Genomic DNA, 20,664 nt, shown 5'->3' on the forward strand with positions numbered 1-20,664 from the left:
GCACTGCTGTCATGCCTGCCACGCTCCCGGTCAGCACCGACACTTTCTGTGATCTGTCTCACATATTGGGATGGCCGCGGCGAGCGGTTCGCGTTGTCCGTCGGGCGGGCGGCCCCGGTCTGCGTCGGGCGGCGTGCCCGGCCCAGCGCGCTATCTCCGGCCGTCGAAGAAGTGCCGGCGCGGCCACCCCAGCTGGCTGCTGGAGGCGCTTCACCTGAGCCCGAGCCCGATCAGGCGCCGGGGCGAGCCGTCAGCTCGTCGGCGATCTGACGCAGCACCAGGGGCCAGTCCGGAATGCCGTACTCCGTCCCGGTGCGCACCACGACCAGGTCGGCGCCGGCGTCGACGTAGACGAACTGGCCGAAGTTGCCCCGGGCGTAGAACCGGTCCTCCCGGGCGTCGTCGATCCACCACCAGTGCTGGTAGGCGGGGTTCGGGTCTCTGTCGGCGTCGACGGCGGTCGCCTCGGCCACCCACGCCGCCGGGACCACCTGGCGTCCGGCGACCCGGCCCTGGTGCGCGAACAGGTAGCCGAACCGGGCGTAGTCACGGGCGGTGGCGTTGACGCCGCTCTCCATCTTCTCGAAGCCGCTCTCGGTGCTGTCCAGGCTCCAGGAGGCGTCGTGCTCGGCGCCCATCGGCTGCCACAGGTGGCGCTCCATGTAGTCGGCCACGGAGGTGCCGGTGGCCCGCTCGAGGATCAACCCCATCAGCAGCGGGTTGTAGTTGTTGTAGTGCCACACCTCGCCCGGTGGACGACCCACATGCGCGGACAGCGCGGTCCGGCGGAGATCCGGGGAGTAGTAGGTCAGCGAGTCGTCGCTCCAGGGGAGGCCGTGCTCCTCGTAGCGCAGCCCTGACGTCATCGTCACGAGGTGACGCAGCGTGATGCGTGAGTACCGCTCGTCGCGCTCGGCGAGCTCGGGCAGGTAGGTGGTGATCGGCTCCTCGAGGCTGTTGATCTCGCCACGGTCGATCGCGATCCCCGTCAGCGTCGACAGGATCGACTTGGCCATCGAGAACGAGGTCTGCAGCCGGTCCGGCCCGGAGCCCTCGCCGTAGTGCTCGGCCAGCACGCAGTCGTCGCGGAGCACCAGGAACGACGTCGTCCGCGTGCGATCGAGGAGCTCGGCCAGCTTGACCTTCTCCCCACGGGTCTCGACGCGCCGGTCCACGACGGGTTCGGGCGCGGGACAGTCGCCCAGCCTCAGCGGCTGGTCTCCTGCGGCGATCGGCCGCGCCGGGAACCGTCGCAGGTCACCGGTGTCGGCCTCCAGCCAGGCCACGGCCCGCGCCACCGCGGAACGGTTCACCATCAGGTGCGCCCACACCTCGATGAGCGCCATGGACACGGCCAGCAGCGCCACGACCGCCACCACACCACGCAGCCGGCCTGATGCGCCGCGCATCCGGCGTCGGACCGCCACGGCGGTTGCAGTCCCCGCTCCGAGGGCGAGCAGCATCACGGTCGCGGCGGTCCACACGGCCCCATTCTCGCCTTGGTCGACTCCCCCTGGGCCGCGATCGGCAGAGGTCCGTCGAACATGCAGCTCGCACATGCCGGCGTACGTCGTACGCCTGGTCGGGCTGTCCGGAGGGCTGGCTGCATGTTCGACGGGCCGACCGGTCGGCTGCGGAGGACTCGAGACACCTCGCGGGCTCGGCTCGTCGACCGCCGGAGGGGTCCGAGGCGTGACCGCCCTGAGCACGCCCCGGCCGGTCACGAGAGGATGGCACCCGCCGCGAGAAGACCCGTCGGAAGGAACCGCCCTGATGAACCTGCTCGAGAACCAGACGATCGCCGTGCTCGGTGGCACCGGGCCGCAGGGCCGTGGCCTCGCACGCCGGTTCGCTGCCGCGGGTCTGACGGTGGTGATCGGCAGCCGCAGCGCCGAGCGGGCCGCAGCGACGGCGAAGGAGCTGGCCGAGGCGACGGGCGGACCGATCAGCGGCGCCGCCAACGCCGAGGCGGCAGCAACGGGCGACATCGTGATCGTCGCGGTGCCGTGGGACGGCCACAAGGAGCTGCTCGTCGAGCTGGCCCCGGCGCTCGAGGGCAAGATCGTGGTCGACTGCGTGAACCCGATGGGCTTCGACAAGCAGGGTGCCTACGCGCTGGAGGTCGAGGAGGGTTCGGCGGCCCAGCAGGCCGAGGCCGTCCTTCCCGGCAGCCGGGTGGTCGCGGCGTTCCACCACGTGAGCGCGGTGCTGCTCGAGGATCCTGCCGTGGAGTCGATGGACACCGACGTGATGGTCCTCGGCGACGACCGCGAGGCCACCGACGTCGTGCGTGCGCTGGCCGACACGATCCCCGGCATGCGCGGGATCTACGCCGGCCGGCTGCGCAACGCCCACCAGGTCGAGGCGCTCACCTGCAACCTGATCAGTATCAACCGGCGCTACAAGGCACACTCCGGGCTGCGGGTCACCGACGTCTGACCCGTCCTGGGGCATCCTGAGGTCATGTCCGAGATCTTCGCAGCGACCCCCGAACCGCCGTACGTCGCGGTGATCTTCACCTCGCGCCGCAGCGGTGACGGCGCCGGCTACCCGGAGATGGCGCTGGCGATGGCCGAGCTCGCCGCGCGGCAGCCCGGGTACCTCGGCATGGAGTCCACCGGCGGCGAGGTCGGCATCACGGTGTCGTACTGGACCGACCAGGACGCCGCCCGACGCTGGAAGCAGGTCGCCGCCCACCTCGGCGCGCAGCGCCTCGGTCGTGAGCGCTGGTACGACGACTACCGGGTGCGCGTCGCGACCGTCGAGCGGGAGTACTCCATGGCGTCCTCCTCCTTCGACGCCGGCCACTGACGCCGCCACTCGTCAGGGGGAGGACGCCGCCTCCAGCAGTCGCCGCTCGGCGTCCGCGGACAGCCCCAGCTCCGGGCGGCCCGGCTTGGGTGGCGGGAAGCCGTCCTGCTGCAGCCACCGCCAGGTGTCGGCCACCGTCTCCTGGACGGGCCGGCACCGCAGCCCATGCGTGAGCGCGGCGGAGGTGTCGCCCTCGTGCAGACCGGCCAGCTCACCGGTCGGCGGCGCCCAGATCGGCAGGTCGGTCCACGGTGACACCCCGGCGTCCTCGACCACCTCCGGGGCGACCCAGACCAGCTCGGCGCCGCCGCCGGTCACCTCGTTGCACGTCTCGAGCAGCTCGGCGGTCGTCGTGTGGCCCGGACGGCTGACCGCGTCGAACGTCCCGTCGAGAGCCCGTGCGGCCGCGTCGAGCATCCAGGCCGCGAGGTCGCGGGCATCGACGTACTGCAGGCCACGGTCCCGCGGGCCGGGGGCGACCACCGGGCCGCCACGGCTGATCCGGTCCAGCCACCACGGCAGCCGGCCGACGTCCTCGTGCGGCCCGAGGATCAGCCCGGCACGGGCCAGCAGCGACCGTCCGGGGAAGGTCTCGAGCACCGCGAGCTCGCCACCCCGCTTCGCCGCGGCGTAGTCGCTCGGGTCCGTGGACCCGGCGTCGGCATCGACCACCGGAGCGGACTCGTCGGCCCCGGGCGGGATCGGCCAGCGGTACACCGACCTGCTCGAGACGTAGCCGTAGTGTGCGGCCCGGTCGGCGAGCAGCCTCGCCGACTCGCGGACGACCGCGGGAGCGCCGGACCAGGTGTCGACCACGGCGTCCCACGTGCCGCCAGCCAGTGCCTCGGCCAGCGAACCCGGCCGGGTGCGGTCGGCGTGCACCGCCGTGGCACCGTCGGCCGGAGCGCCGCTCACCCCGCGTGTGACCGTCGTGACCTCGTCACCCCGGCGCAGCGCCTCCGCCACCAGGGCGCGGCCGACGAAGTGCGTGCCGCCGAGCACCAGGAGTCTCATGGCGCCATCGTCGAGCACCGGGGACCGCGGCACCAGCCACGTTCACCGACAGCGCAACCCCGGCGACGGACGAAGGACCCTGGTGTCGCGCCGATCACAGTGTGACGCTGAAGACTCAGCACGGGGACGCACGCCGTACGGCGGGCACGACCAGACCGCCCGTCCCAGGGGGAGGTCCGGCGGGGGAATCGAGGAGTCGTGGTCACGACACCCATCGACAGAGCACAGACAGGCAGCCATCCCACACCCGCGGTCTCGGTGGCGCGGATGTTCTACGACCGGGTCGCGGCGAGCGCGGACGTGGAGGCGTTCCGGTTCCCCACCGACGGCGGCTGGCAGTCGGTGACCTGGGCAGAGACCGGACGTCGCCTTCATCCTCTCCGACAGCCGGTCGCGGATCTGCTTCGCCGAGGACGACGTCCAGGTCGAGAAGCTGCGCGCCCAGCGCGAGCACCTGCCCGACCTGATCCGGGTCGTGACCTTCGACGGCTCGCCGGACGGCGAGTGGGTGATCAGCCTCGAGGACCTCGAGGCCCTCGGCGCCCGGCACCTCTCGGAGAACCCGACCGCCGTCGACGAGGCGGTGGCCGCGGTTCACCCCGAGCACCTCGCCACCCTGATGTACACCTCGGGCACCACCGGGCGGCCCAAGGGCGTGGAGCTGCCGCACCGCTGCTGGACCTACATCGGTGCCGCCGCGGAGAGCCTGGGCATCCTCTCGCCCGCCGACCTGCAGTACCTCTGGCTCCCGCTCTCGCACTCCTTCGGCAAGATGCTCGAGGCCGTGCAGCTGCAGATCGGCTTCCCCACCGCCGTCGACGGCCGCATGGACAAGATCGTCGACAACCTGTCGGTGGTGCGCCCCACGTTCATGGCCGGCCCACCCCGGATCTTCGAGAAGGTGCACGCCAAGGTCGTGCAGAACATCGAGGAGGAGGGCGGGGTCAAGAAGCGCCTGTTCGACTGGGCCTTCGCGGTGGGCGACCGGGTCGCCGAGGACCGGCTCCGGGGACGCCGGTCCGGTCCGCTGCTGCTGGCACAGCATGCGATCGCCGACCGGCTGGTGCTCGCCAAGATCCGGGCCCGGCTCGGTGGCCGGATCCGGTTCCTGGTCTCGGGCAGCGCAGCGCTGTCCCCGGACGTCGCCCGCTGGTTCTACGCCGCGGGCCTGCTGATCCTCGAGGGCTACGGGCTGACCGAGACCAGCGCCGCCGTGTGCATCGTGCGGCCCGAGGACCCGCAGTTCGGTGTGGTCGGACCGCCGCTGCTCGGCACGGAGGTCAAGGTCGCCGAGGACGGGGAGGTAATGGTCCGTGGTCCTGGCGTGATGGACGGCTACCACCACCTGCCCGAGGCGACCGCGGAGGTCATGAGCGGGGACGGCTGGTTCGCCACCGGTGACGTCGGCGAGCTCGACGCCGCCGGCCGGCTGCGGATCACCGACCGCAAGAAGGACCTGATCAAGACCTCCGGCGGGAAGTACATCGCCCCACAGGCGATCGAGGTCCTCTTCCGGGCGATCTGCCCGCTGGTGAGCCAGATCGTGGTCCATGCCGACGGTCGCAACTACGCCACCGCGCTGATCACGCTGGACGCCGAGGCGGTGACGCAGTGGGGCCGGGCCGAGGGACTGGCGGCGGACGACTACGCCGGGCTGGTGGCGGAGCCGGCCGTCAACGGCTACGTGCAGCAGTGCGTGGACGAGCTCAACGGCCGGCTCAACCGCTGCGAGACGATCAAGGACTTCCGGCTTCTCGAGCACGACCTCACGGTCGAGGGCGGCGACCTCACCCCGAGCCTGAAGGTCAAGCGCAAGATCATCGAGGAGCGCTACCGGGAGCTGCTGGACTCGATGTACGCCGGGGCGGCGCGCGCCTGACCGGCACCGGTCGAGCCGCCGGGTCGCCGTGGGACACCGCCCGGTCGGTCGGAGGGCCCGGATAATGTGAAGGCCGTGACCGCCGACCCCTCGCCCCGCACCTGCCGCTGGCAGGACTGGACGGTCGAGGGGCTGGTGGCCGCCAAGCAGCGCCGCGGGGTGACCGTCAGCCTGGTGCTGCCGGCCCGCAACGAGGCAGCGACCGTGGGTGAGATCGTCGCCCGGGTCAGGGCCAACGTCGTCGAGCGGGTCGGTCTGGTCGACGAGGTGGTGGTGATCGACTCCGACTCCACCGACGGCACCGCTGCCGTTGCACGGGCCGCCGGTGCCGTCGTGCACGCCTCCGCGGAGATCCGGCCCGACCTCGGCAGCCGCCTCGGCAAGGGCGAGGCAATGTGGAAGGCGCTGTTCGTCACCAGCGGCGACGTGCTCGCGTTCATGGACGCCGACCTCACCGAGTGGGACACGCACTTCGTCACCGGCCTGCTCGGTCCGCTGCTGACCGACGACCGGGTCGAGCTGGTCAAGGGGTTCTACGACCGGCCGCTGGACCGGGCGGGCGCGTCCGGAGAGCTCGCCTCCGAAGGCGGTCGGGTCACCGAGCTCGTCGCGCGGCCGTTGGTCGCGCTGCACTGGCCGGAGCTCGCCGGGGTAGTGCAGCCGCTGGCGGGGGAGTGGGCGGTTCGACGCCGGCTGCTCGAGCAGCTCGACGTGCCCACCGGCTACGCCGTGGAGCTCTCGGTGCTCGTCGACGCCTACGAGCGCTCCGGGCTCGACGCCGTCGCCCAGGTCGACCTCGGGCTGCGCAAGCACGGCCACCAGCAGCTGCGCGACCTCGGCGTGATGGCGGCGCAGATCATGGCGATGGCCGAGCGGCGGCTCAGCGGCGTCGCCCCGGAGGGCCTGCGGTTGCGACAGTTCGTGTGGGACGACGGCCGCGTCGCGCCCATCGACCAGGAGGTGGACCTCGAGCAGCGCCCGCCGGCGGTGTCCATGCCCGGCTACGCCACCGGCGGGCCCGAGGAGGCGGCGTGCTGAAGCTCGGAGGGCACGAGTTCGACGACGACGCGCTGCTCGTGATGGCGATCGTCAACCGGACCCCGGACTCGTTCTACGACAGGGGCGCGACCTGGACCGACGAGGCCGCGTTCGCCCGGGTGCGGCAGGTCGTGGCCGAGGGCGCGGAGATCGTCGACATCGGCGGCATCAAGGCAGCGCCGGGTGCTGAGATCGACGCCGCCGAGGAGGCCCGTCGCGTCGTCGACTTCGTGGCCGCCGTACGCCAGGAGTTCCCCGACGTCGTGATCAGCGTCGACACCTGGCGTGCCGAGGTCGGCCGGCAGGTGTGCGAGGCGGGGGCGGACCTGCTCAACGACGCCTGGGGCGGCTACGACCCCGAGCTGGCCGCGGTCGCCGCGGAGTACGACGCCGCGATCGTGTGCACCCACACCGGCGGCGCCACCCCGCGCACCCGCCCGCACCGCGTGGCCTACGACGACGTGGTGGCCGCAGCGGTCGCCGACACCGTCGCCTACGCCGAGCGCGCGGTGTCCCTCGGGGTCGACCCACGCAGCGTGCTGATCGACCCCGCGCACGACTTCGGCAAGAACACCTGGCACTCCCTGGAGATCACCCGGCGGCTCGACGAGATGACCGCCACCGGCTGGCCGGTGCTCGTGTCGCTGTCCAACAAGGACTTCGTCGGCGAGACGCTCGGCCTGCCGGTGGGCGAGCGGCTCACCGGCACCCTGGCCGCGACCGCGGTGTGCGCGTGGCACGGTGCACGGGTCTACCGCGCCCACCAGGTCACCGAGACCCGGCAGGTGCTGGACATGGTCTCCACGATCCGGGGCACCCGTCCTCCGGCACGCACCGTTCGCGGACTGGCATAGGGGTGGGCATGCGGGTAGTTCTCGACACCGACGACGAGCTCGTCGGCCGGGAGCCGGACGACGCCGACCTGGCCCGGCTCTACGCCTACCCCGAGGGTCGCACCTGGCTGCGGGCCAACATGGTCAGCACCCTCGACGGCGCCGCGACCGGCCCCGACGGCAAGACCGGCACGATCAACAACGACGCCGACCGGCAGGTGTTCATGCTGCTGCGGGCGCTCGCCGACGCTGTCGTCGTCGGTGCCGGCACGGCCCGGGTCGAGGGCTACGGTCGCCCACGTCCGGTGCGTGGTGTGCGGGCCTCGCTGCGCTCCGGCCGCCCCGCCGCGCCGGCCCTGGTCGTGGTCAGCCGCTCGGCGAACCTGCCCACCAAGCTCACCCTGCCCGCCGAGGACGACGGCTCGGGCGAGGTGTTCCTGGTGACGTGTACGGCGGCCGGCGACCGCGCTCTCGACGCCGCCCGGGCCGTGCTCGGAGATGACCGGGTGCTCGTCGCCGACGGCGACACCGTGGATCTGCCGGCGATGGTGGCGCACCTGCACGCACTCGGCATGACCCGGCTGCTCACCGAGGGCGGCCCGCACCTGCTCCGGGACCTCACGGGCGCCGGGCTCGTGGACGAGATCTGCCTGACCGTCGTACCCCACGTCCTGGGCGGGACGCACCCACGGATCCTCGCCGGGGCGGAGGTCTCCCAGGAGATGCGACCCCGGCTGCTGCTGGAGGCCGACGGCACGCTGCTGGGCCGCTGGTCGCGACCCTGACCTCGCGAGGCCACGCAGCCTGTCAGGCCGACTGCTTCTTCGCCTCCGACAGCAGGTCGAGCGCGATGTCGACGATCATGTCCTCCTGGCCGCCGACGAGCTGGCGCCGGCCGACCTCGAGCAGGATCGTGCGGACGTCGAGGCCGTAGCGCTGGGCCGCCGCCTCCGCGTGCCGCAGGAAGCTGGAGTAGACGCCGGCGTACCCGAGCGTCAGCGTCTCCCGGTCGACCCGCACCGGACGGTCCTGCAGCGGACGGACGATGTCGTCGGCCGCGTCCTGGAGCGCGAACAGGTCGCAGCGGTGCTTCCAGTCGTTGATGTTGGCCACCGCGATGAACGGCTCGATCGGGCAGTTGCCGGCCCCGGCGCCGTGCCCGGCCAGCGACGCGTCGACGCGGGTGACGCCCTCCTCGACGGCGACGACCGAGTTGGCCACCGACAGCGAGAGGTTCTCGTGGGCGTGGATGCCGATCTGGGTCTGCGGGTCGAGCACGTCGCGGTAGGCGCGGATCCGCTCGCGGACGCCGTTCATCGTAAGCCGCCCGCCGGAGTCGGTGACGTAGACGCAGTGCGCGCCGTAGGACTCCATCAGCTTGGCCTGCTCGGCGAGCTTCGAAGCGGGAGCCATGTGACTCATCATCAGGAAGCCGGAGACGTCCATCCCGAGCTCGCGCGCCTTGGCGATGTGCTGCGCGGACACGTCGGCCTCGGTGCAGTGGGTCGCCACGCGCACCGAGCGGACACCGAGGGAGTAGGCGTGCTCGAGCTCGGCGATCGTGCCGACACCGGGCAGCAGCAGGGTGGTCAGCGTCGCCTGGCTGATGTTCTCGGCAGCCGCCTCGATCCACTCCCAGTCGGAGTGGGAGCCGGGGCCGTAGTTCAGCGACCCGCCGGCGAGGCCGTCGCCGTGCGCGACCTCGATCGCGTCGACGCCGGCCGCGTCGAGAGCGGCGACGATCCGCGCGACGTCCGCCGGCTCGATCCGGTGCCGGATCGCGTGCATGCCGTCGCGCAGGGTGACGTCCTGGACGTAGAGGTTGACGGGGTTGGTGTCGGGGCTGTTCACGGGGCCACCTCGGCGGGGACTCGGTCGGACTGGTCGGTGGTCGCACGCGGCAGGCGCTCGGCGATCGCCTCGGCGGTGCGCAGGGCGGCGGAGGTCATGATGTCGAGGTTGCCGGCGTACGCGGGCAGGTAGTGCGCGGCGCCCTCGACCTCGAGGAAGACGCTCACCCGGGTGGTCACCGGCGCGGCGCCCTCGGGCAGCAGCGTGTGCACCGGCTCGCCCTCGGGGATCGGGGTGAACTGCACCTCCTGCTTGAGGCGGTAGCCGGGGACGTAGGTGGCGACCTCCTTGACCATCTGCTCGATGGAGTCGCGGATCGCGTCGTGGTCGGCGTCGCCGATCAGGCAGAACACCGTGTCACGCATGATCAGCGGCGGCTCGGCGGGGTTGAGGATGATCACCGCCTTGCCGCGCTGGGCGCCGCCGACCTTCTCGATGCCGGCCGCGGTGGTCTCGGTGAACTCGTCGATGTTGGCCCGCGTGCCCGGGCCGGCCGAGCGGGAGGAGATCGAGGCGACGATCTCGGCGTACGCCACCGGGGTGATCCGCGAGATCGCGTGCACCATCGGGATCGTCGCCTGGCCGCCGCAGGTCACCATGTTGACGTTGTCGGCGCCGGAGTCGAGGTGCTCGTCCAGGTTGACCGGGGGTACGACGTACGGGCCGATCGCCGCCGGGGTGAGGTCGACGAGCCTCTTGCCGTACGGCGCCAGCTTCGCGGCGTTCACCAGGTGGGCCTTGGCGGAGGTGGCGTCGAAGACGATGTCGATGTCCTCGAAACCGTCCATGGCGATCAGGCCGTCGACCCCCTCGTGGGTGGTCGGCACCTTCAGCCGGGCGGCGCGGGCGAGGCCGTCGGAGTCCGGGTCGATGCCCACCATCGCACCCATCTCGAGGGTGTCGGAGAGCCGGAGCACCTTGATCATCAGGTCGGTGCCGATGTTGCCGGAGCCGATCACGGCGACTTTGGTCTTCGTCATCACTGGTCCTTGTCGGAGAAGGTTGCGGTCACCGAGCCGAGCGAGGAGATCTCGGCGCGGACGGTGACACCGGGGGGAGCGGCCACCATGGGCCCGAGGGCGCCGGAGAGCACGACCTGCCCGGCGCGCAGCGGCTCGCCGAACTCGCGTGCGGTGCGCGCCAGCCACAGCAGGGCCTCAAGCGGGTCGCCGAGGCAGGCCGCGCCGTTGCCCTCGGAGACGAGCTCGTCGTCGACGTACATCCGCATGGCGACGTCGACCGGCTCGAACTCGCTCAGCGGCACCTTGCGGTCGCCGAGCACGTAGAGGCCGCTGGAGGCGTTGTCGGCGACCGTGTCGGTGATCCGGATGTCCCAGCCGGCGACCCGGCTGTCGACGATCTCCAGCGCGGCGACCGCGTGGTCGACCGCGGCACGCACGCCGGGGATGTCGAGGTCGTCCCCGTCGAGGTCGGCGCCGAGCACGAACGCGACCTCCGCCTCGGCCTTGGGCTGCAGCAGCCGGTGACTGGGCACCTCGGGCAGCCCCGAGACGTCCATGTCCTCGAAGAGCACGCCGAAGTCCGGCCGGTCGACGCCGATCTGCTGCTGCACCGCCGGTGAGGTCAGCCCGATCTTGCGGCCGACGATCCGGGCGCCGTCGGCGATCCGGCGTTCGGTGAGCCGCTGCTGCACGGCGTAGGCAAGGTCGATGTCGGTCTCGCCGAGCAGGTCGCGGACCGGCGGGCACGGGGCGCTGTCGCGGGTCGCGGTCTCGAGCCGGGCCGCGGCCTCGGCGACCACGGTCTCGCGGGAGATGTCGGTGGGGGCTGTCATGGGGTCCTCTGGTGTCGGGGTTGCGGACCCAGCGTGGACGGGCACGTCGCCCCCTGACCACGTCGGCGTTCCGGTGAATGGAACGCCTCCTCGGTGTCTACCGCGTGCCGGCACCGCCCGCCACCGCGGCGGACCTAGCGCGGCTCGGAGCCGCCAGCCACCTCGTAGGACCACAGCTCGCTGTGCAGCCCGACCGGCTTCCGGGAGGCCTCGGCGTCGGACGCGCCGGCCGCTTCCGAGTGTCCGTGGCCGTGGGCCGCCTCCGGGCTGTCGTCCGCGCGGTGACCGTGAGCGAACGACGGCGAGCTCACCCACGCGTCGAACGCGGCCTCGTCGCGCCAGCGCGTGATCACCAGCCAGGTGGTGCGGTCGTCGGTCGGCTTCAGCAGCTCGAACCCTTCGAAGCCGTCCTGGTCGTCCACGGCGCCGGCTCGAGCGGCGAACCGGCGGGCGAGCTCGTCGCCGCTGTCGGCAGGGACCGTGATCGCGTTGATCTTGATGACGCTCATGCCGCGATCATGCCAGGGCGGCCGCGAGACCCGCGGCTCGCTGCCGGGCGGGTGGGCGCCGACGTGTGATCGGTGACTCGTCGGCGCGGTCTGGCCACGGCAGGGGCACTTGTCGGGCAGACTGTTCACCCGTGGACTTCAGGGAATTCCGGCGGCTCCGGGCGGGGCTGATCATCAACCTGCCCGCCGCCCGGGGGGAGATCCTCGAGTCGGCGGCGACCCGGTTGCGCAACCGGCTCCAGGCGAGCGCGATGTTCGCCGACGTGGAGGTCGAGGCCACCGAGGACGAGGACCAGCTGCTCATCTCGATGCTGAAGTACCGGCCCGGCACCCCGGCCCGGCAGGTGGCCAGCTTCCTCGAGGCGATCTGGGTGACGACGCTGCGGCTGCCGGGGCTCGACGCGTTCAGCTTCCTGGTCGAGGACGGCCACGTCGAGCTGGAGTCGGTGACCGGTGACCGGGAGGCCAGGTACTTCATCACGCTCCACCTGATCGCCCAGGAAGGCACGGAGGAGGACTTCGCGCGCCGGCCCACCGTGCCCGAGGAGTCGACGCTGCCCGACCCGCTGCCGATACCCGACCCGCTGGAGACCGAACCGGGCCGGCGCAAGAAGGAGCGACGCCGGCTCTGGCTCCGCAGCTGAGTCGGGCTCACGCGCGCGTCGCTGCCCCTCAGCGCGCCGGCAGCAGCCGCCGGGTCGCCTCGTCGAGCATCTCGAGCGCGTCGTCGACGTCGCGCCCGGCCGCCACGCCGACCATCGCGCCGAGGAACAGCGAGCTGAGGATCCGCGAGGTGGAGGCGAGCTCCTCGTCGGTGTAGCCGGAGTGGTCGCCGGCACGCAGCGTGTCGCCGATCCAGGCGGCCCGCTCGGGGCCGAAGCCGACGAGCCCCTCGACCTCGGCGAGGGCGGGCGCGCTGCCGACGTACGCCCGGTAGAGCGCCTGGTACAGCAGCGGCTTGCGGGCCGCCTCGCGCATGATCCGGCCGAACACCTCGGCGAGCCGGTCGGCGGGGCTGTCGCCCTCGGGCTGCCGCTGCCGGAAACGCTCGGTGGAGCGGCCACCCAGGGTCATCAGGGCCTCGACGAGCAGCTGGTCCTTGGAGCTCACGTGCTGGTAGGCGGTCGGCACCGAGACACCGGCCCGCGCGGCGACCTGCCGGATGCCGACCGCGTCGTACCCGCCCTCCGTGGCGAGCTCGATCGCGGCGTCGATCAGCCGGTCCCGCGTGGCTGCCCGCGCGGGGGAGAGCACACGCTGCACGACTCGGCCCTGGGATCCGGCTTCCATAGGCGCCAGCGTAGACGCCGCGACGCCCCGTCGCCAGACAGGTGTCGAACAGGTGAGTAGACAGGTGGTTGACACATGTCTACTCGCGATGGTGGACTGCCGGTCGAGCCATCGAGAGCGAGGACCCATGGACCTTCGGGAGACGCCCGCCCAGCAGCAGCTGCGCAAGGAGCTGCGCGGCTACTTCGCGAGCCTGCTGTCCCAGGAGGAGCGCCGCAGCGTCGGCGAGGCCGGTGTCGGCGGCGACCGGTTCCGCGAGGTGGTCCGGATGCTCGGCCGCGACGGCTGGCTCGGCATCGGCTGGCCCACCGAGTACGGCGGGCAGGGCCGCTCGATCGAGGAGCAGTACGTCTTCTTCGACGAGGTGCAGCGGGCCGGACTGCCGTTCCCGTTCGTCACCGTGAACACCGTCGGCCCGACGCTGATGGAGTACGGCACCGCGGAGCAGAAGCAGCGCTACCTCCCCGGCATCCTCAACGGCGACATCGTCTTCGCGATCGGCTACACCGAGCCCGACGCCGGCACCGACCTGGCCTCGCTGAAGACCAAGGCGGTCCGCGACGGAGACCACTTCGTCGTCGACGGCCAGAAGATCTTCACCAGCGGCGCGAACACCGCCGACTTCGTCTGGCTCGCCGCGCGCACCGACCCCGACGCGCCGAAGCACAAGGGGATCTCGATCCTGATCGTGCCCACCGACGACCCCGGCTTCAGCTTCAGCCCGATCCAGACCGTCGGCGGCATGGTGGTCACCGCGACGTACTACACCGGCATCCGGGTCCCGGCCGGCAACGTCGTCGGCGAGGTCGACGGCGGCTGGCGGCTGATCACCGCCCAGCTCAATCACGAGCGGATCGGCCTGGCTGCCCTCGGCGGCCGGATGATCCAGCTGTGGGAGCGCACCCTGGAGTGGGCCAAGGAGACCGGCGTGATCAACCGGCCGTGGGTCCAGCAGGAGATGGCCCGCACCTACGCCAAGCTCGAGGCGATGCGGCTGATGAACTGGAAGATGACCGCCGCCGTCGCCGAGGGCACGCTCACCGGCGCCACCGCGGGCGCGGCGAAGACCTACGGCACCGAGACCCACATCGACGTGCAGCGCACGCTCACCCAGGTGCTCGGCGCCGCCGGCCGGGTCCGCCCCGAGTCGCCCGGAGCGGTGCTCGCCGGCCAGATCGAGCAGCTCTCCCGTCAGGGCATCGTGAACACCTTCGGCGGCGGGGTCAACGAGGTGCTCCGGGACATGGTCGCCAGCCAGGGCCTCGGCCTCCCGCGAGGTGCCCGATGACGTCGTACGACGAGCGCCTGGCCGCCTTCGAGGGGCGGCAGCTGGTGTCCTTCAAGCCGGGGCAGGACCCGGTCAACGTGCCGATGATCCGGCACTGGGTCGAGGCGATGGAGGACGCCAACCCGGTCTACCTGTCCGACGAGGCGGCGCGCGCGACCGGGCGGGAGGGGATCGTGGCGCCGGCGTCGATGATGCAGGCGTGGACGATGCGCGGCTACGCCGCCACGGTGAACCCCGCCCAGCAGGACCCGGCGTTCACCGAGCTGATCGCGCTGCTGGACGAGGGTGGCTACACCTCGGTGGTGGCCACCGACTCCGAGTTCGACTTCCACCGCGAGGTGCGGCCCGGGGACCACCTGGGTGCCGAGGAGGTGGTCGAGTCGATCTCCTCGGAGAAGTCGACCGCCCTGGGCGTGGGCCGGTTCGTCACCACCGTGCGCACCTACCGCGACCAGGCCGGCGAGGTCGTCGCCACCCAGCGCTGGCGCACCCTGCGGTTCCGGCCCAAGGCCACCTCCGAGGTCTCGACCCTTCGACCGGCTCAGGGCACTGCGGGCTCGACCACCGACGTCTCGACGGGCTCGACCACCGACGTCTCGACGACCGAAACCGGCTCGACCACCGAAGGCGCGCTGCGGCCGCGGCCGGCGGTCAACCCGGACAACCAGTTCTGGTTCGACGGGGCGATGGAGAAGCGGCTGCTGATCCAGCGCTGCGCCTCGTGCAAGACGCTGCGCCACCCACCCGGACCGTGCTGCCCGGAGTGCCGGTCCTTCGACTGGGACACCGTGGAGGCGTCCGGCCGCGCGACCCTCTACAGCTACGTCGTCGCCCACCACCCCAAGCACCCGGCGTTCGAGTACCCGCTGCTCGTCGCGGTCGTCGAGCTCGAGGAGGGCACCCGCCTGATCACCAACCTCGTCGACGTCGAGCGCGACGCGGTGCGGATCGGCATGCCGCTGGAGCTCACCTGGCTCGAGGCCGACCCGGAGCTGACCCTGCCGGTGTTCCGGCCCGCAACCATCGAGGAGCACTGATGGACTTCCACCTCGACGAGGAGCTGCTCGCCGTCCAGGGACTGGCCCGCGACATCCTCACCGACCGGGCCGGCACCGACCGGGTGCGCGCTGTCGAGCAGACCGAGACCCGCGTCGACGACTCGCTGCTGGCCGACCTCGCCCGGGCGGGGCTGCTCGGCATCGCCCTGCCGGAGGAGCACGGCGGGGCCGGGCTCGGGCTCGGCGGCCTGTGCGTGCTGCTCGAGGAGCAGGGCCGCACCGTCGCACCGGTCCCGCTGTGGTCGGCCGGTGTCGCCGGCCTGGCGGTCGCCGCGCACGGCAGCGAGTCCCAGCGCGCGCAGCTGCTGCCCGCGCTCGTCGACGGCTCGCTGCGGCTGACGCTCGCCGTCGAGGAGTACGACGGAGCACACCCCGCCTCGCCGCGCTGCACGGCCACCCCGTCGGACGGCGGCTGGACGATCGAGGGCACCAAGGCCGTCGTACCGTCCGCGGCCTGGGCGACCAAGGCGCTGGTCTCGGCGACGACGCCGGAGGGGCCCGCGCTGTTCCTGCTCGACCTCGACGCCGAGGCGGTGGCCGTCGAGCTCACCGAGACCACCAGCCGCGACCGCGCGGCGAACCTCCGTCTCACCGGCGCGCCGGCCGAGCTGCTCGGCGAGCCGGGTGGATCGGCGGTGTCGTGGGTGCTCGACCGGGCCGCCGTCGCGCTCGCAGCGATCCAGGTCGGGGTCGCCGAGGGTGCGCTCCGGCTCGCGGCGGCGTACCTCTCCGAGCGGCAGCAGTTCGGCCGCCCGCTGGCGACCTTCCAGGCCGTGCAGCACCAGCTCGCCGACTGCTACATCAACATCGACGCGATGCGGGTGACCCTGTGGCAGGCGGCCACCTCCCTCGAGGACGAGACCACGGTCGCCGGTGCCGAGCGGGCAGTGCTCGTCGCGAAGTGGTGGGCCGACCAGGCCGGGCTCGACGTCGTGCACCGCGTGCAGCACCTGCACGGCGGGATCGGCGTGGACGTCGACTACCCGGTGCACCAGTACTTCCTGTGGGGCAAGCAGATCGCGACGACGCTCGGCGGCTCGGCCGCCGCGCTCGCCGACCTCGGTGCCCGGCTCGCCGTCGAGGAGGTGGCATCGTGACCGCACTCGCACCGACGCGCTCCGCGAGCGAGGTCACGGTCGGCGAGACGCTGCCCGAGCTGTCGATCCCGATCACCCGGACGCTCATCGTCGCCACGGCGATCGCCAGCCGTGACTACCAGGACGTGCACCACGACCCCGAGCTCGCCCGGGAGCGGGGTTCGAAGGACATCTTCATGAACATCCTCACCAGCAACGGCCTGGTCGACCGCTACGTCACCTCGTGGGCGGGACCGGGGGCGGTCGTGAAGCGGATCCGGATCCGGCTCGGGGCGCCGAACTACCCGGGCGACACGATGGTGATGTCCGGGTCGGTGGCCTCCGTCGACGGCGACCGGGTCGAGGTCGCGGTCCGCGGCGAGAACAGCCTCGGCGCCCACGTCACCGGCACGGTCGTCGTACAGCTGCCGGGGTCTCGACAGGCTCGACCACCGGAGGCGGCTCGACCGGCGGGGGCGGGCGCATGAGCGCGCTGAACGGGGCCGCCGCGATCGTCGGGATCGGCGCGACGGAGTTCTCCAAGGCGTCCGGCCGCAGCGAGCTGCAGCTGGCCTGCGAGGCCGTGGTCGCCGCCCTCGACGACGCCGGCATCGAGTCGTCGGAGGTCGACGGCATGGTGACCTTCACCGCCGAGTCGAGCTCGGAGATCCACGTCGCGCGCAACACCGGCATCGGCGACCTCACCTTCTTCTCCCGCGTGCCGCACGGCGGGGGAGCGGCCTGCGGCACGGTCGCCCAGGCGGCCGCGGCGATCGCGACCGGGATGGCCTCGGTGGTGGTCTGCTGGCGGGCGTTCAACGAGCGCTCCGGCGAGCGCTACGGGCTCGGGCAGGCGCACCGGCCGGTCGACACCAGCGCCGACCGCGCGGCGTACTCCTGGATGACCCCCTACGGCCTGTCCACCCCCGCGCAGTGGGTGGCGATGTTCGCCCAGCGCTACATGCACGAGTACGGCGCCACCTCGGAGGACTTCGGACGCGTCGCGGTCGTGGACCGCAAGCACGCCGCGACGAACCCGAACGCGTGGTTCTACCAGCGGCCGATCACGCTCGAGGAGCACCAGGCCTCGCGCTGGATCGCCGAGCCGCTGCACCTGCTCGACTGCTGCCAGGAGACCGACGGCGGCCAGGCGATGGTGCTGGTGCAGGCCGAGCGCGCCAGGGACCTGCCGAACAAGCCCGCCTACGTGCTCGCCGGCGCGCAGGGTTCCGGCCGGGACCAGCAGATGATGACGTCGTACTACCGGCCCTCGATCTCCGGCATCCCCGAGATGGGCCTGGTCGGCGACCAGCTCTGGGCGCAGAGCGGGCTGGGCCCGGCGGACATGCAGGCCGCGATCCTCTACGACCACTTCACCCCGTTCGTGCTGCCCCAGCTCGAGGAGCTCGGCTTCTGCGGCCGCGGCGAGGCGGCCGGGTTCATCGCCGACGGCAACCTCGAGCTCGGCGGCCGGCTGCCGACGAACACCCACGGCGGCCAGCTCGGCGAGGCCTACCTGCACGGCATGAACGGGATCGCCGAGGCGGTTCGGCTGGTCCGGGGTACGTCGGTCAACCAGCCGTCCGACGTGTCGAACGTCGTCGTCACCGCCGGCACCGGCGTGCCGACCAGCGGCCTGGTGCTCGGCGCCTCCGTCTGACCACCCGCCCGGCCGGCGCCGAGCCGGCGTTGGGCGCTCTGGTGAGGCGGTCTCGCGTCGGTTCGACTTCTCGACCGCCGGCGCCGTTCGAACATGCAGCTGGCCCGAGTTGTGGGCCGTCCCAGGCGTGACCGCAGATGCGAAGTGCCCTGGCTGCATGTTCGACGGTCGCTCCAGCGTGCGCCGGTCGTCTCGCCTTCTGACACGTCCGGACGGGTCTGTCTGGAAGTCGTTGCTGTGGCGCAGGCCACGTGCTATACATCACGTGTTCGTTATGGAAACTCTTGTGCGCGATGCGAACAGGAGTCGGTGAGTCGTCGTACGACCCTCCGGTCCGCTCCGAACGCCTCTCTCGGGATGACTTCTTCCATCTGACCTTGCAGAAGGGTTTCGACGTAAGTGAGACACACCTATGAGCGGCCTGGACCGGCGCGGCTTCCTCCGCGGCATCGGGCTCGGTGCGGCGGCCCTCGGCGGCACCTCGCTGCTGAACGCCTGCGGCGGGCTGAAGGGCACCGGGGCCTCGGCCTCCGACGTGCTGAAGATCGGCTACGTCAGCCCGCAGACCGGTCCGCTGGCCGGCTTCGCGATGGCCGACAACTTCGTGGTCAAGCAGATCAACGAGGCGGTCAAGGGCGGGATCACCGCCGGCGGCAAGAAGCGCAAGATCGAGATCGTCGTCAAGGACACCCAGTCCGACCCGAACCGCGCCACCGAGGTCACCCGGGAGCTGATCAACAGCGACAAGGTCGACCTGATCGTCGGCTCCTCCACGCCCGACACCACCAACCCGGTCGCCGACCAGTGCGAGGCCAACGGCATCCCCAACGTCACCACGATCGCCCCGTGGGAGGCCTGGTTCTACGGCCGGGGCGCCAAGGACGGCGACTCGTTCAAGTACTCCACGATGTTCTTCTTCGGCATGCAGCAGTTCGCTGAGTGCTTCTTCCCGATGTGGGACCGGATGGGCGTCAGCAGCAAGGACGTCGCGGCGCTGTGGCCCAACGACAGCGACGCGAACGCCTTCCGTGAGGGCCTCGGCGCGATGATGAAGGAGCAGGGCTACAACCCGGTCGACCCGGGCGCCTACCAGAACGGCACCACCGACTTCACCGCGCACATCAACAAGTTCAAGAAGTCCGGCGCCGAGCTGTTCACCTGCACCCCGATCCCGCCGGACTTCCAGACCTTCTGGAAGCAGTCGCAGCAGCAGGGCTTCCGGCCCAAGCTCGCCACGGTCGCGAAGGTCATGCTCTTCCCGTCGGAGGCGGAGGCGCTCGGCCCGCTGAGCAAGAACATCGCCACCGACATCTGGTGGAGCCCCTTCCACCCCTACGAGTCCGCGCTGGACGGCACCAGCGCCAAGGAGCTCGCGGACACCTTCGCCGCGGACACCGGCAACCAGTGGACCCAGGCCCTCGGCTCGATCTACTCGCTGTTCGAGATCGCCGTCCAGGCGTTCAAGGACGCCGACGACCCGAAGGACCGTGACGAGGTCGCCAACAACCTGCAGAACATGAAGATCAGCTGCATGAGCGGCGAGCTCGACTTCACCGCCGGTCCGCAGCCGGGCATCGCGATCCAGCACCCGGTCGGTGGCCAGTGGCGCGAGGGCACCGACTTCCCGTGGGACATCGCGATCGTGGACAACAGCGCCAACACCGCCGTACCGGTCGGTGGGGACCTGCTGCCCACCAACGCGTGATGGCCCCAGGCTCGCACCAGGGGGCGCCGGCCCAGACCTCGCCGGCGCCCGGCCTGCTCGCGCTCGAGGGCATCGACAAGAGCTTCGGCCGGGTCACCGTCGCGACGCAGCTCGAGCTCAGCGTCGCGCCGGGGCAGACCCTCGGCATCGTGGGGCCCAACGGGGCCGGCAAGTCGTCGCTGTTCGCGATGATCTCCGGCGACCTTCGCCCCGACGCCGGCCGGGTCTGGTTCGACGGCGAGGACGTCACGGGCGTGTCCGCCTTCGCCCGCACCCGGGCGGGGATCGGTCGCACCTACCAGGTGCCCCGGCCCTTCGAGCACCTCACGGTGTTCGAGAACGTCCTGGTCTGCAGCCACCAGGGCGCGGGCCTGAAGGGCAAGGACGCCTGGCAGTCCGCGCTCGACGTCCTCGAGCGCACCGGCCTGGCCGACCTCGCCAACACCCCGGCGGGTCGGCTGGGCCTGCTCCAGCGCAAGCGCCTGGAGGTGGCCCGTGCGCTCGGCACCGGCCCCAAGCTGCTGCTGCTCGACGAGGTCGCCGGCGGCCTCACCGACCCCGAGGTGGCCGAGCTGGTCGAGGTGGTCCGCGGGCTGCACGCCGAGGGCCTGGCGATCGTGTGGATCGAGCACGTCGTGCACGCGCTGGTGCGCACCGTCGACCGGATGGTGTGCCTGGCCGGCGGCGTGGTCGTCGCCGACGGCACGCCGCAGGAGGTGCTCGCCGACGCGAACGTCCGCGAGCTCTACCTCGGCGGCGGCCCGGAGACCGACGTCGACATCGAGGAGACGCCATGAGAAGCCCTATGTCCAGCCCGCCTGTCTCAGGCGGCGGTGGGTTGGTTGGCCAGGACGCGT

Annotated in this window: 21 protein-coding genes; 14 read left to right on the top strand and 7 right to left on the bottom strand. The window is 71.9% G+C overall.

Annotated elements, in window-relative coordinates:
- Positions 1-230 precede the first annotated feature (230 nt).
- Complete coding sequence (locus ACYVIH_RS02800) at positions 231-1,484, bottom strand: serine hydrolase domain-containing protein (RefSeq protein WP_460865752.1); 1,254 nt, start codon at positions 1,482-1,484, stop codon at positions 231-233.
- 289 nt (positions 1,485-1,773) lie between these two features.
- On the opposite strand from ACYVIH_RS02800, the gene npdG reads away from it, so the two are divergent.
- Together npdG and ACYVIH_RS02810 are read left to right on the top strand one after the other, a co-directional pair.
- On the top strand, positions 1,774-2,439 hold the full coding sequence (npdG, locus tag ACYVIH_RS02805) for an NADPH-dependent F420 reductase (protein WP_460865754.1): 666 nt from the start codon (positions 1,774-1,776) through the stop codon (positions 2,437-2,439).
- A gap of 24 nt (positions 2,440-2,463) precedes the next feature.
- On the top strand, positions 2,464-2,811 hold the full coding sequence (locus tag ACYVIH_RS02810; RefSeq protein WP_460865756.1) for an antibiotic biosynthesis monooxygenase family protein: 348 nt from the start codon (positions 2,464-2,466) through the stop codon (positions 2,809-2,811).
- Between the two features lie 12 nt (positions 2,812-2,823).
- On the opposite strand, the gene ACYVIH_RS02815 is transcribed toward ACYVIH_RS02810, so the two are convergent.
- Complete coding sequence (locus tag ACYVIH_RS02815; RefSeq protein ID WP_460865758.1) at positions 2,824-3,825, bottom strand: NAD-dependent epimerase/dehydratase family protein; 1,002 nt, start codon at positions 3,823-3,825, stop codon at positions 2,824-2,826.
- Between the two features lie 397 nt (positions 3,826-4,222).
- On the opposite strand from ACYVIH_RS02815, the gene ACYVIH_RS02820 reads away from it, so the two are divergent.
- From ACYVIH_RS02820 to ACYVIH_RS02835, 4 genes are all read left to right on the top strand, one after another.
- Positions 4,223-5,704 (top strand): AMP-dependent synthetase/ligase, encoded by a 1,482-nt coding sequence (locus tag ACYVIH_RS02820; RefSeq protein ID WP_460865795.1) that lies wholly within the window; start codon positions 4,223-4,225, stop codon positions 5,702-5,704.
- Between the two features lie 75 nt (positions 5,705-5,779).
- Entirely contained in the window at positions 5,780-6,742 is a 963-nt protein-coding gene (locus tag ACYVIH_RS02825) for a glucosyl-3-phosphoglycerate synthase (protein WP_460865760.1), read from the top strand.
- Complete coding sequence (gene folP / locus ACYVIH_RS02830) at positions 6,736-7,596, top strand: dihydropteroate synthase (protein ID WP_460865762.1); 861 nt, start codon at positions 6,736-6,738, stop codon at positions 7,594-7,596. The genes ACYVIH_RS02825 and folP overlap by 7 nt, the downstream gene beginning before the upstream one ends.
- Positions 7,597-7,604: 8 nt before the next feature.
- Positions 7,605-8,360, top strand: coding sequence for a pyrimidine reductase family protein (locus ACYVIH_RS02835; protein WP_460865764.1), 756 nt, complete (start codon positions 7,605-7,607; stop codon positions 8,358-8,360).
- 22 nt (positions 8,361-8,382) lie between these two features.
- On the opposite strand, the gene dmpG is transcribed toward ACYVIH_RS02835, so the two are convergent.
- The 4 genes from dmpG to ACYVIH_RS02855 all read right to left on the bottom strand — a co-directional run bounded on the left by dmpG (position 8,383) and on the right by ACYVIH_RS02855 (position 11,730).
- The gene (dmpG, locus tag ACYVIH_RS02840; RefSeq protein ID WP_460865766.1) at positions 8,383-9,426 is read right to left on the bottom strand and encodes a 4-hydroxy-2-oxovalerate aldolase; all 1,044 of its coding nucleotides are present in this window, start codon (positions 9,424-9,426) and stop codon (positions 8,383-8,385) included.
- Positions 9,423-10,406 (bottom strand): acetaldehyde dehydrogenase (acetylating), encoded by a 984-nt coding sequence (locus ACYVIH_RS02845; RefSeq protein ID WP_460865768.1) that lies wholly within the window; start codon positions 10,404-10,406, stop codon positions 9,423-9,425. The genes dmpG and ACYVIH_RS02845 overlap by 4 nt, the downstream gene beginning before the upstream one ends.
- The gene (locus ACYVIH_RS02850; RefSeq protein WP_460865770.1) at positions 10,406-11,221 is read right to left on the bottom strand and encodes a 2-keto-4-pentenoate hydratase; all 816 of its coding nucleotides are present in this window, start codon (positions 11,219-11,221) and stop codon (positions 10,406-10,408) included. Before ACYVIH_RS02850 ends, ACYVIH_RS02845 begins: the two co-directional genes overlap by 1 nt.
- A gap of 134 nt (positions 11,222-11,355) precedes the next feature.
- A complete protein-coding gene (locus tag ACYVIH_RS02855) occupies positions 11,356-11,730 on the bottom strand; it encodes an antibiotic biosynthesis monooxygenase family protein (RefSeq protein ID WP_460865772.1) in 375 nt (124 codons plus the stop codon).
- A gap of 131 nt (positions 11,731-11,861) precedes the next feature.
- Here ACYVIH_RS02855 and ACYVIH_RS02860 point away from each other — a divergent pair, with 131 nt between their 5' ends.
- Positions 11,862-12,374, top strand: coding sequence for a hypothetical protein (locus ACYVIH_RS02860; protein WP_460865775.1), 513 nt, complete (start codon positions 11,862-11,864; stop codon positions 12,372-12,374).
- A 28-nt stretch (positions 12,375-12,402) separates the two neighbouring features.
- Here the strand turns inward: ACYVIH_RS02860 and ACYVIH_RS02865 are convergent, their stop codons facing one another.
- The gene (locus ACYVIH_RS02865) at positions 12,403-13,020 is read right to left on the bottom strand and encodes a TetR family transcriptional regulator (RefSeq protein ID WP_460865778.1); all 618 of its coding nucleotides are present in this window, start codon (positions 13,018-13,020) and stop codon (positions 12,403-12,405) included.
- A gap of 127 nt (positions 13,021-13,147) precedes the next feature.
- Here ACYVIH_RS02865 and ACYVIH_RS02870 point away from each other — a divergent pair, with 127 nt between their 5' ends.
- From ACYVIH_RS02870 to ACYVIH_RS02900, 7 genes are all read left to right on the top strand, one after another.
- A complete protein-coding gene (locus tag ACYVIH_RS02870) occupies positions 13,148-14,308 on the top strand; it encodes an acyl-CoA dehydrogenase family protein (protein WP_460865780.1) in 1,161 nt (386 codons plus the stop codon).
- Entirely contained in the window at positions 14,305-15,345 is a 1,041-nt protein-coding gene (locus ACYVIH_RS02875; protein ID WP_460865782.1) for a bifunctional MaoC family dehydratase N-terminal/OB-fold nucleic acid binding domain-containing protein, read from the top strand. Before ACYVIH_RS02870 ends, ACYVIH_RS02875 begins: the two co-directional genes overlap by 4 nt.
- On the top strand, positions 15,345-16,463 hold the full coding sequence (locus ACYVIH_RS02880) for an acyl-CoA dehydrogenase family protein (protein WP_460865784.1): 1,119 nt from the start codon (positions 15,345-15,347) through the stop codon (positions 16,461-16,463). Before ACYVIH_RS02875 ends, ACYVIH_RS02880 begins: the two co-directional genes overlap by 1 nt.
- Positions 16,460-16,930, top strand: coding sequence for a MaoC family dehydratase (locus ACYVIH_RS02885; RefSeq protein WP_460865786.1), 471 nt, complete (start codon positions 16,460-16,462; stop codon positions 16,928-16,930). Before ACYVIH_RS02880 ends, ACYVIH_RS02885 begins: the two co-directional genes overlap by 4 nt.
- Positions 16,927-18,102: a lipid-transfer protein gene (locus ACYVIH_RS02890; RefSeq protein ID WP_460865788.1), complete on the top strand. Its 1,176-nt coding sequence runs from the start codon at positions 16,927-16,929 to the stop codon at positions 18,100-18,102. The genes ACYVIH_RS02885 and ACYVIH_RS02890 overlap by 4 nt, the downstream gene beginning before the upstream one ends.
- Before the next feature lie 412 nt (positions 18,103-18,514).
- Positions 18,515-19,807, top strand: coding sequence for an ABC transporter substrate-binding protein (locus tag ACYVIH_RS02895; RefSeq protein WP_460865791.1), 1,293 nt, complete (start codon positions 18,515-18,517; stop codon positions 19,805-19,807).
- Positions 19,807-20,604 (top strand): ABC transporter ATP-binding protein, encoded by a 798-nt coding sequence (locus ACYVIH_RS02900; RefSeq protein ID WP_460865793.1) that lies wholly within the window; start codon positions 19,807-19,809, stop codon positions 20,602-20,604. The genes ACYVIH_RS02895 and ACYVIH_RS02900 overlap by 1 nt, the downstream gene beginning before the upstream one ends.
- Positions 20,605-20,664: the final 60 nt, after the last annotated feature.

The sequence above is a fragment of the Nocardioides pakistanensis genome (assembly GCF_054781215.1).

Coding starts and splice junctions, on each gene's coding strand:
- npdG (WP_460865754.1), top strand. CDS start 1,774: ATGAACCTGCTCGAGAACCAGACGATCGCCGTGCTCGGTGGCACCGGG.
- ACYVIH_RS02810 (WP_460865756.1), top strand. CDS start 2,464: ATGTCCGAGATCTTCGCAGCGACCCCCGAACCGCCGTACGTCGCGGTG.
- ACYVIH_RS02815 (WP_460865758.1), bottom strand. CDS start 3,825: ATGAGACTCCTGGTGCTCGGCGGCACGCACTTCGTCGGCCGCGCCCTG.
- ACYVIH_RS02835 (WP_460865764.1), top strand. CDS start 7,605: ATGCGGGTAGTTCTCGACACCGACGACGAGCTCGTCGGCCGGGAGCCG.
- ACYVIH_RS02845 (WP_460865768.1), bottom strand. CDS start 10,406: ATGACGAAGACCAAAGTCGCCGTGATCGGCTCCGGCAACATCGGCACC.
- ACYVIH_RS02850 (WP_460865770.1), bottom strand. CDS start 11,221: ATGACAGCCCCCACCGACATCTCCCGCGAGACCGTGGTCGCCGAGGCC.
- ACYVIH_RS02855 (WP_460865772.1), bottom strand. CDS start 11,730: ATGAGCGTCATCAAGATCAACGCGATCACGGTCCCTGCCGACAGCGGC.
- ACYVIH_RS02865 (WP_460865778.1), bottom strand. CDS start 13,020: ATGGAAGCCGGATCCCAGGGCCGAGTCGTGCAGCGTGTGCTCTCCCCC.
- ACYVIH_RS02870 (WP_460865780.1), top strand. CDS start 13,148: ATGGACCTTCGGGAGACGCCCGCCCAGCAGCAGCTGCGCAAGGAGCTG.
- ACYVIH_RS02875 (WP_460865782.1), top strand. CDS start 14,305: ATGACGTCGTACGACGAGCGCCTGGCCGCCTTCGAGGGGCGGCAGCTG.
- ACYVIH_RS02880 (WP_460865784.1), top strand. CDS start 15,345: ATGGACTTCCACCTCGACGAGGAGCTGCTCGCCGTCCAGGGACTGGCC.
- ACYVIH_RS02890 (WP_460865788.1), top strand. CDS start 16,927: ATGAGCGCGCTGAACGGGGCCGCCGCGATCGTCGGGATCGGCGCGACG.
- ACYVIH_RS02895 (WP_460865791.1), top strand. CDS start 18,515: ATGAGCGGCCTGGACCGGCGCGGCTTCCTCCGCGGCATCGGGCTCGGT.
- ACYVIH_RS02900 (WP_460865793.1), top strand. CDS start 19,807: ATGGCCCCAGGCTCGCACCAGGGGGCGCCGGCCCAGACCTCGCCGGCG.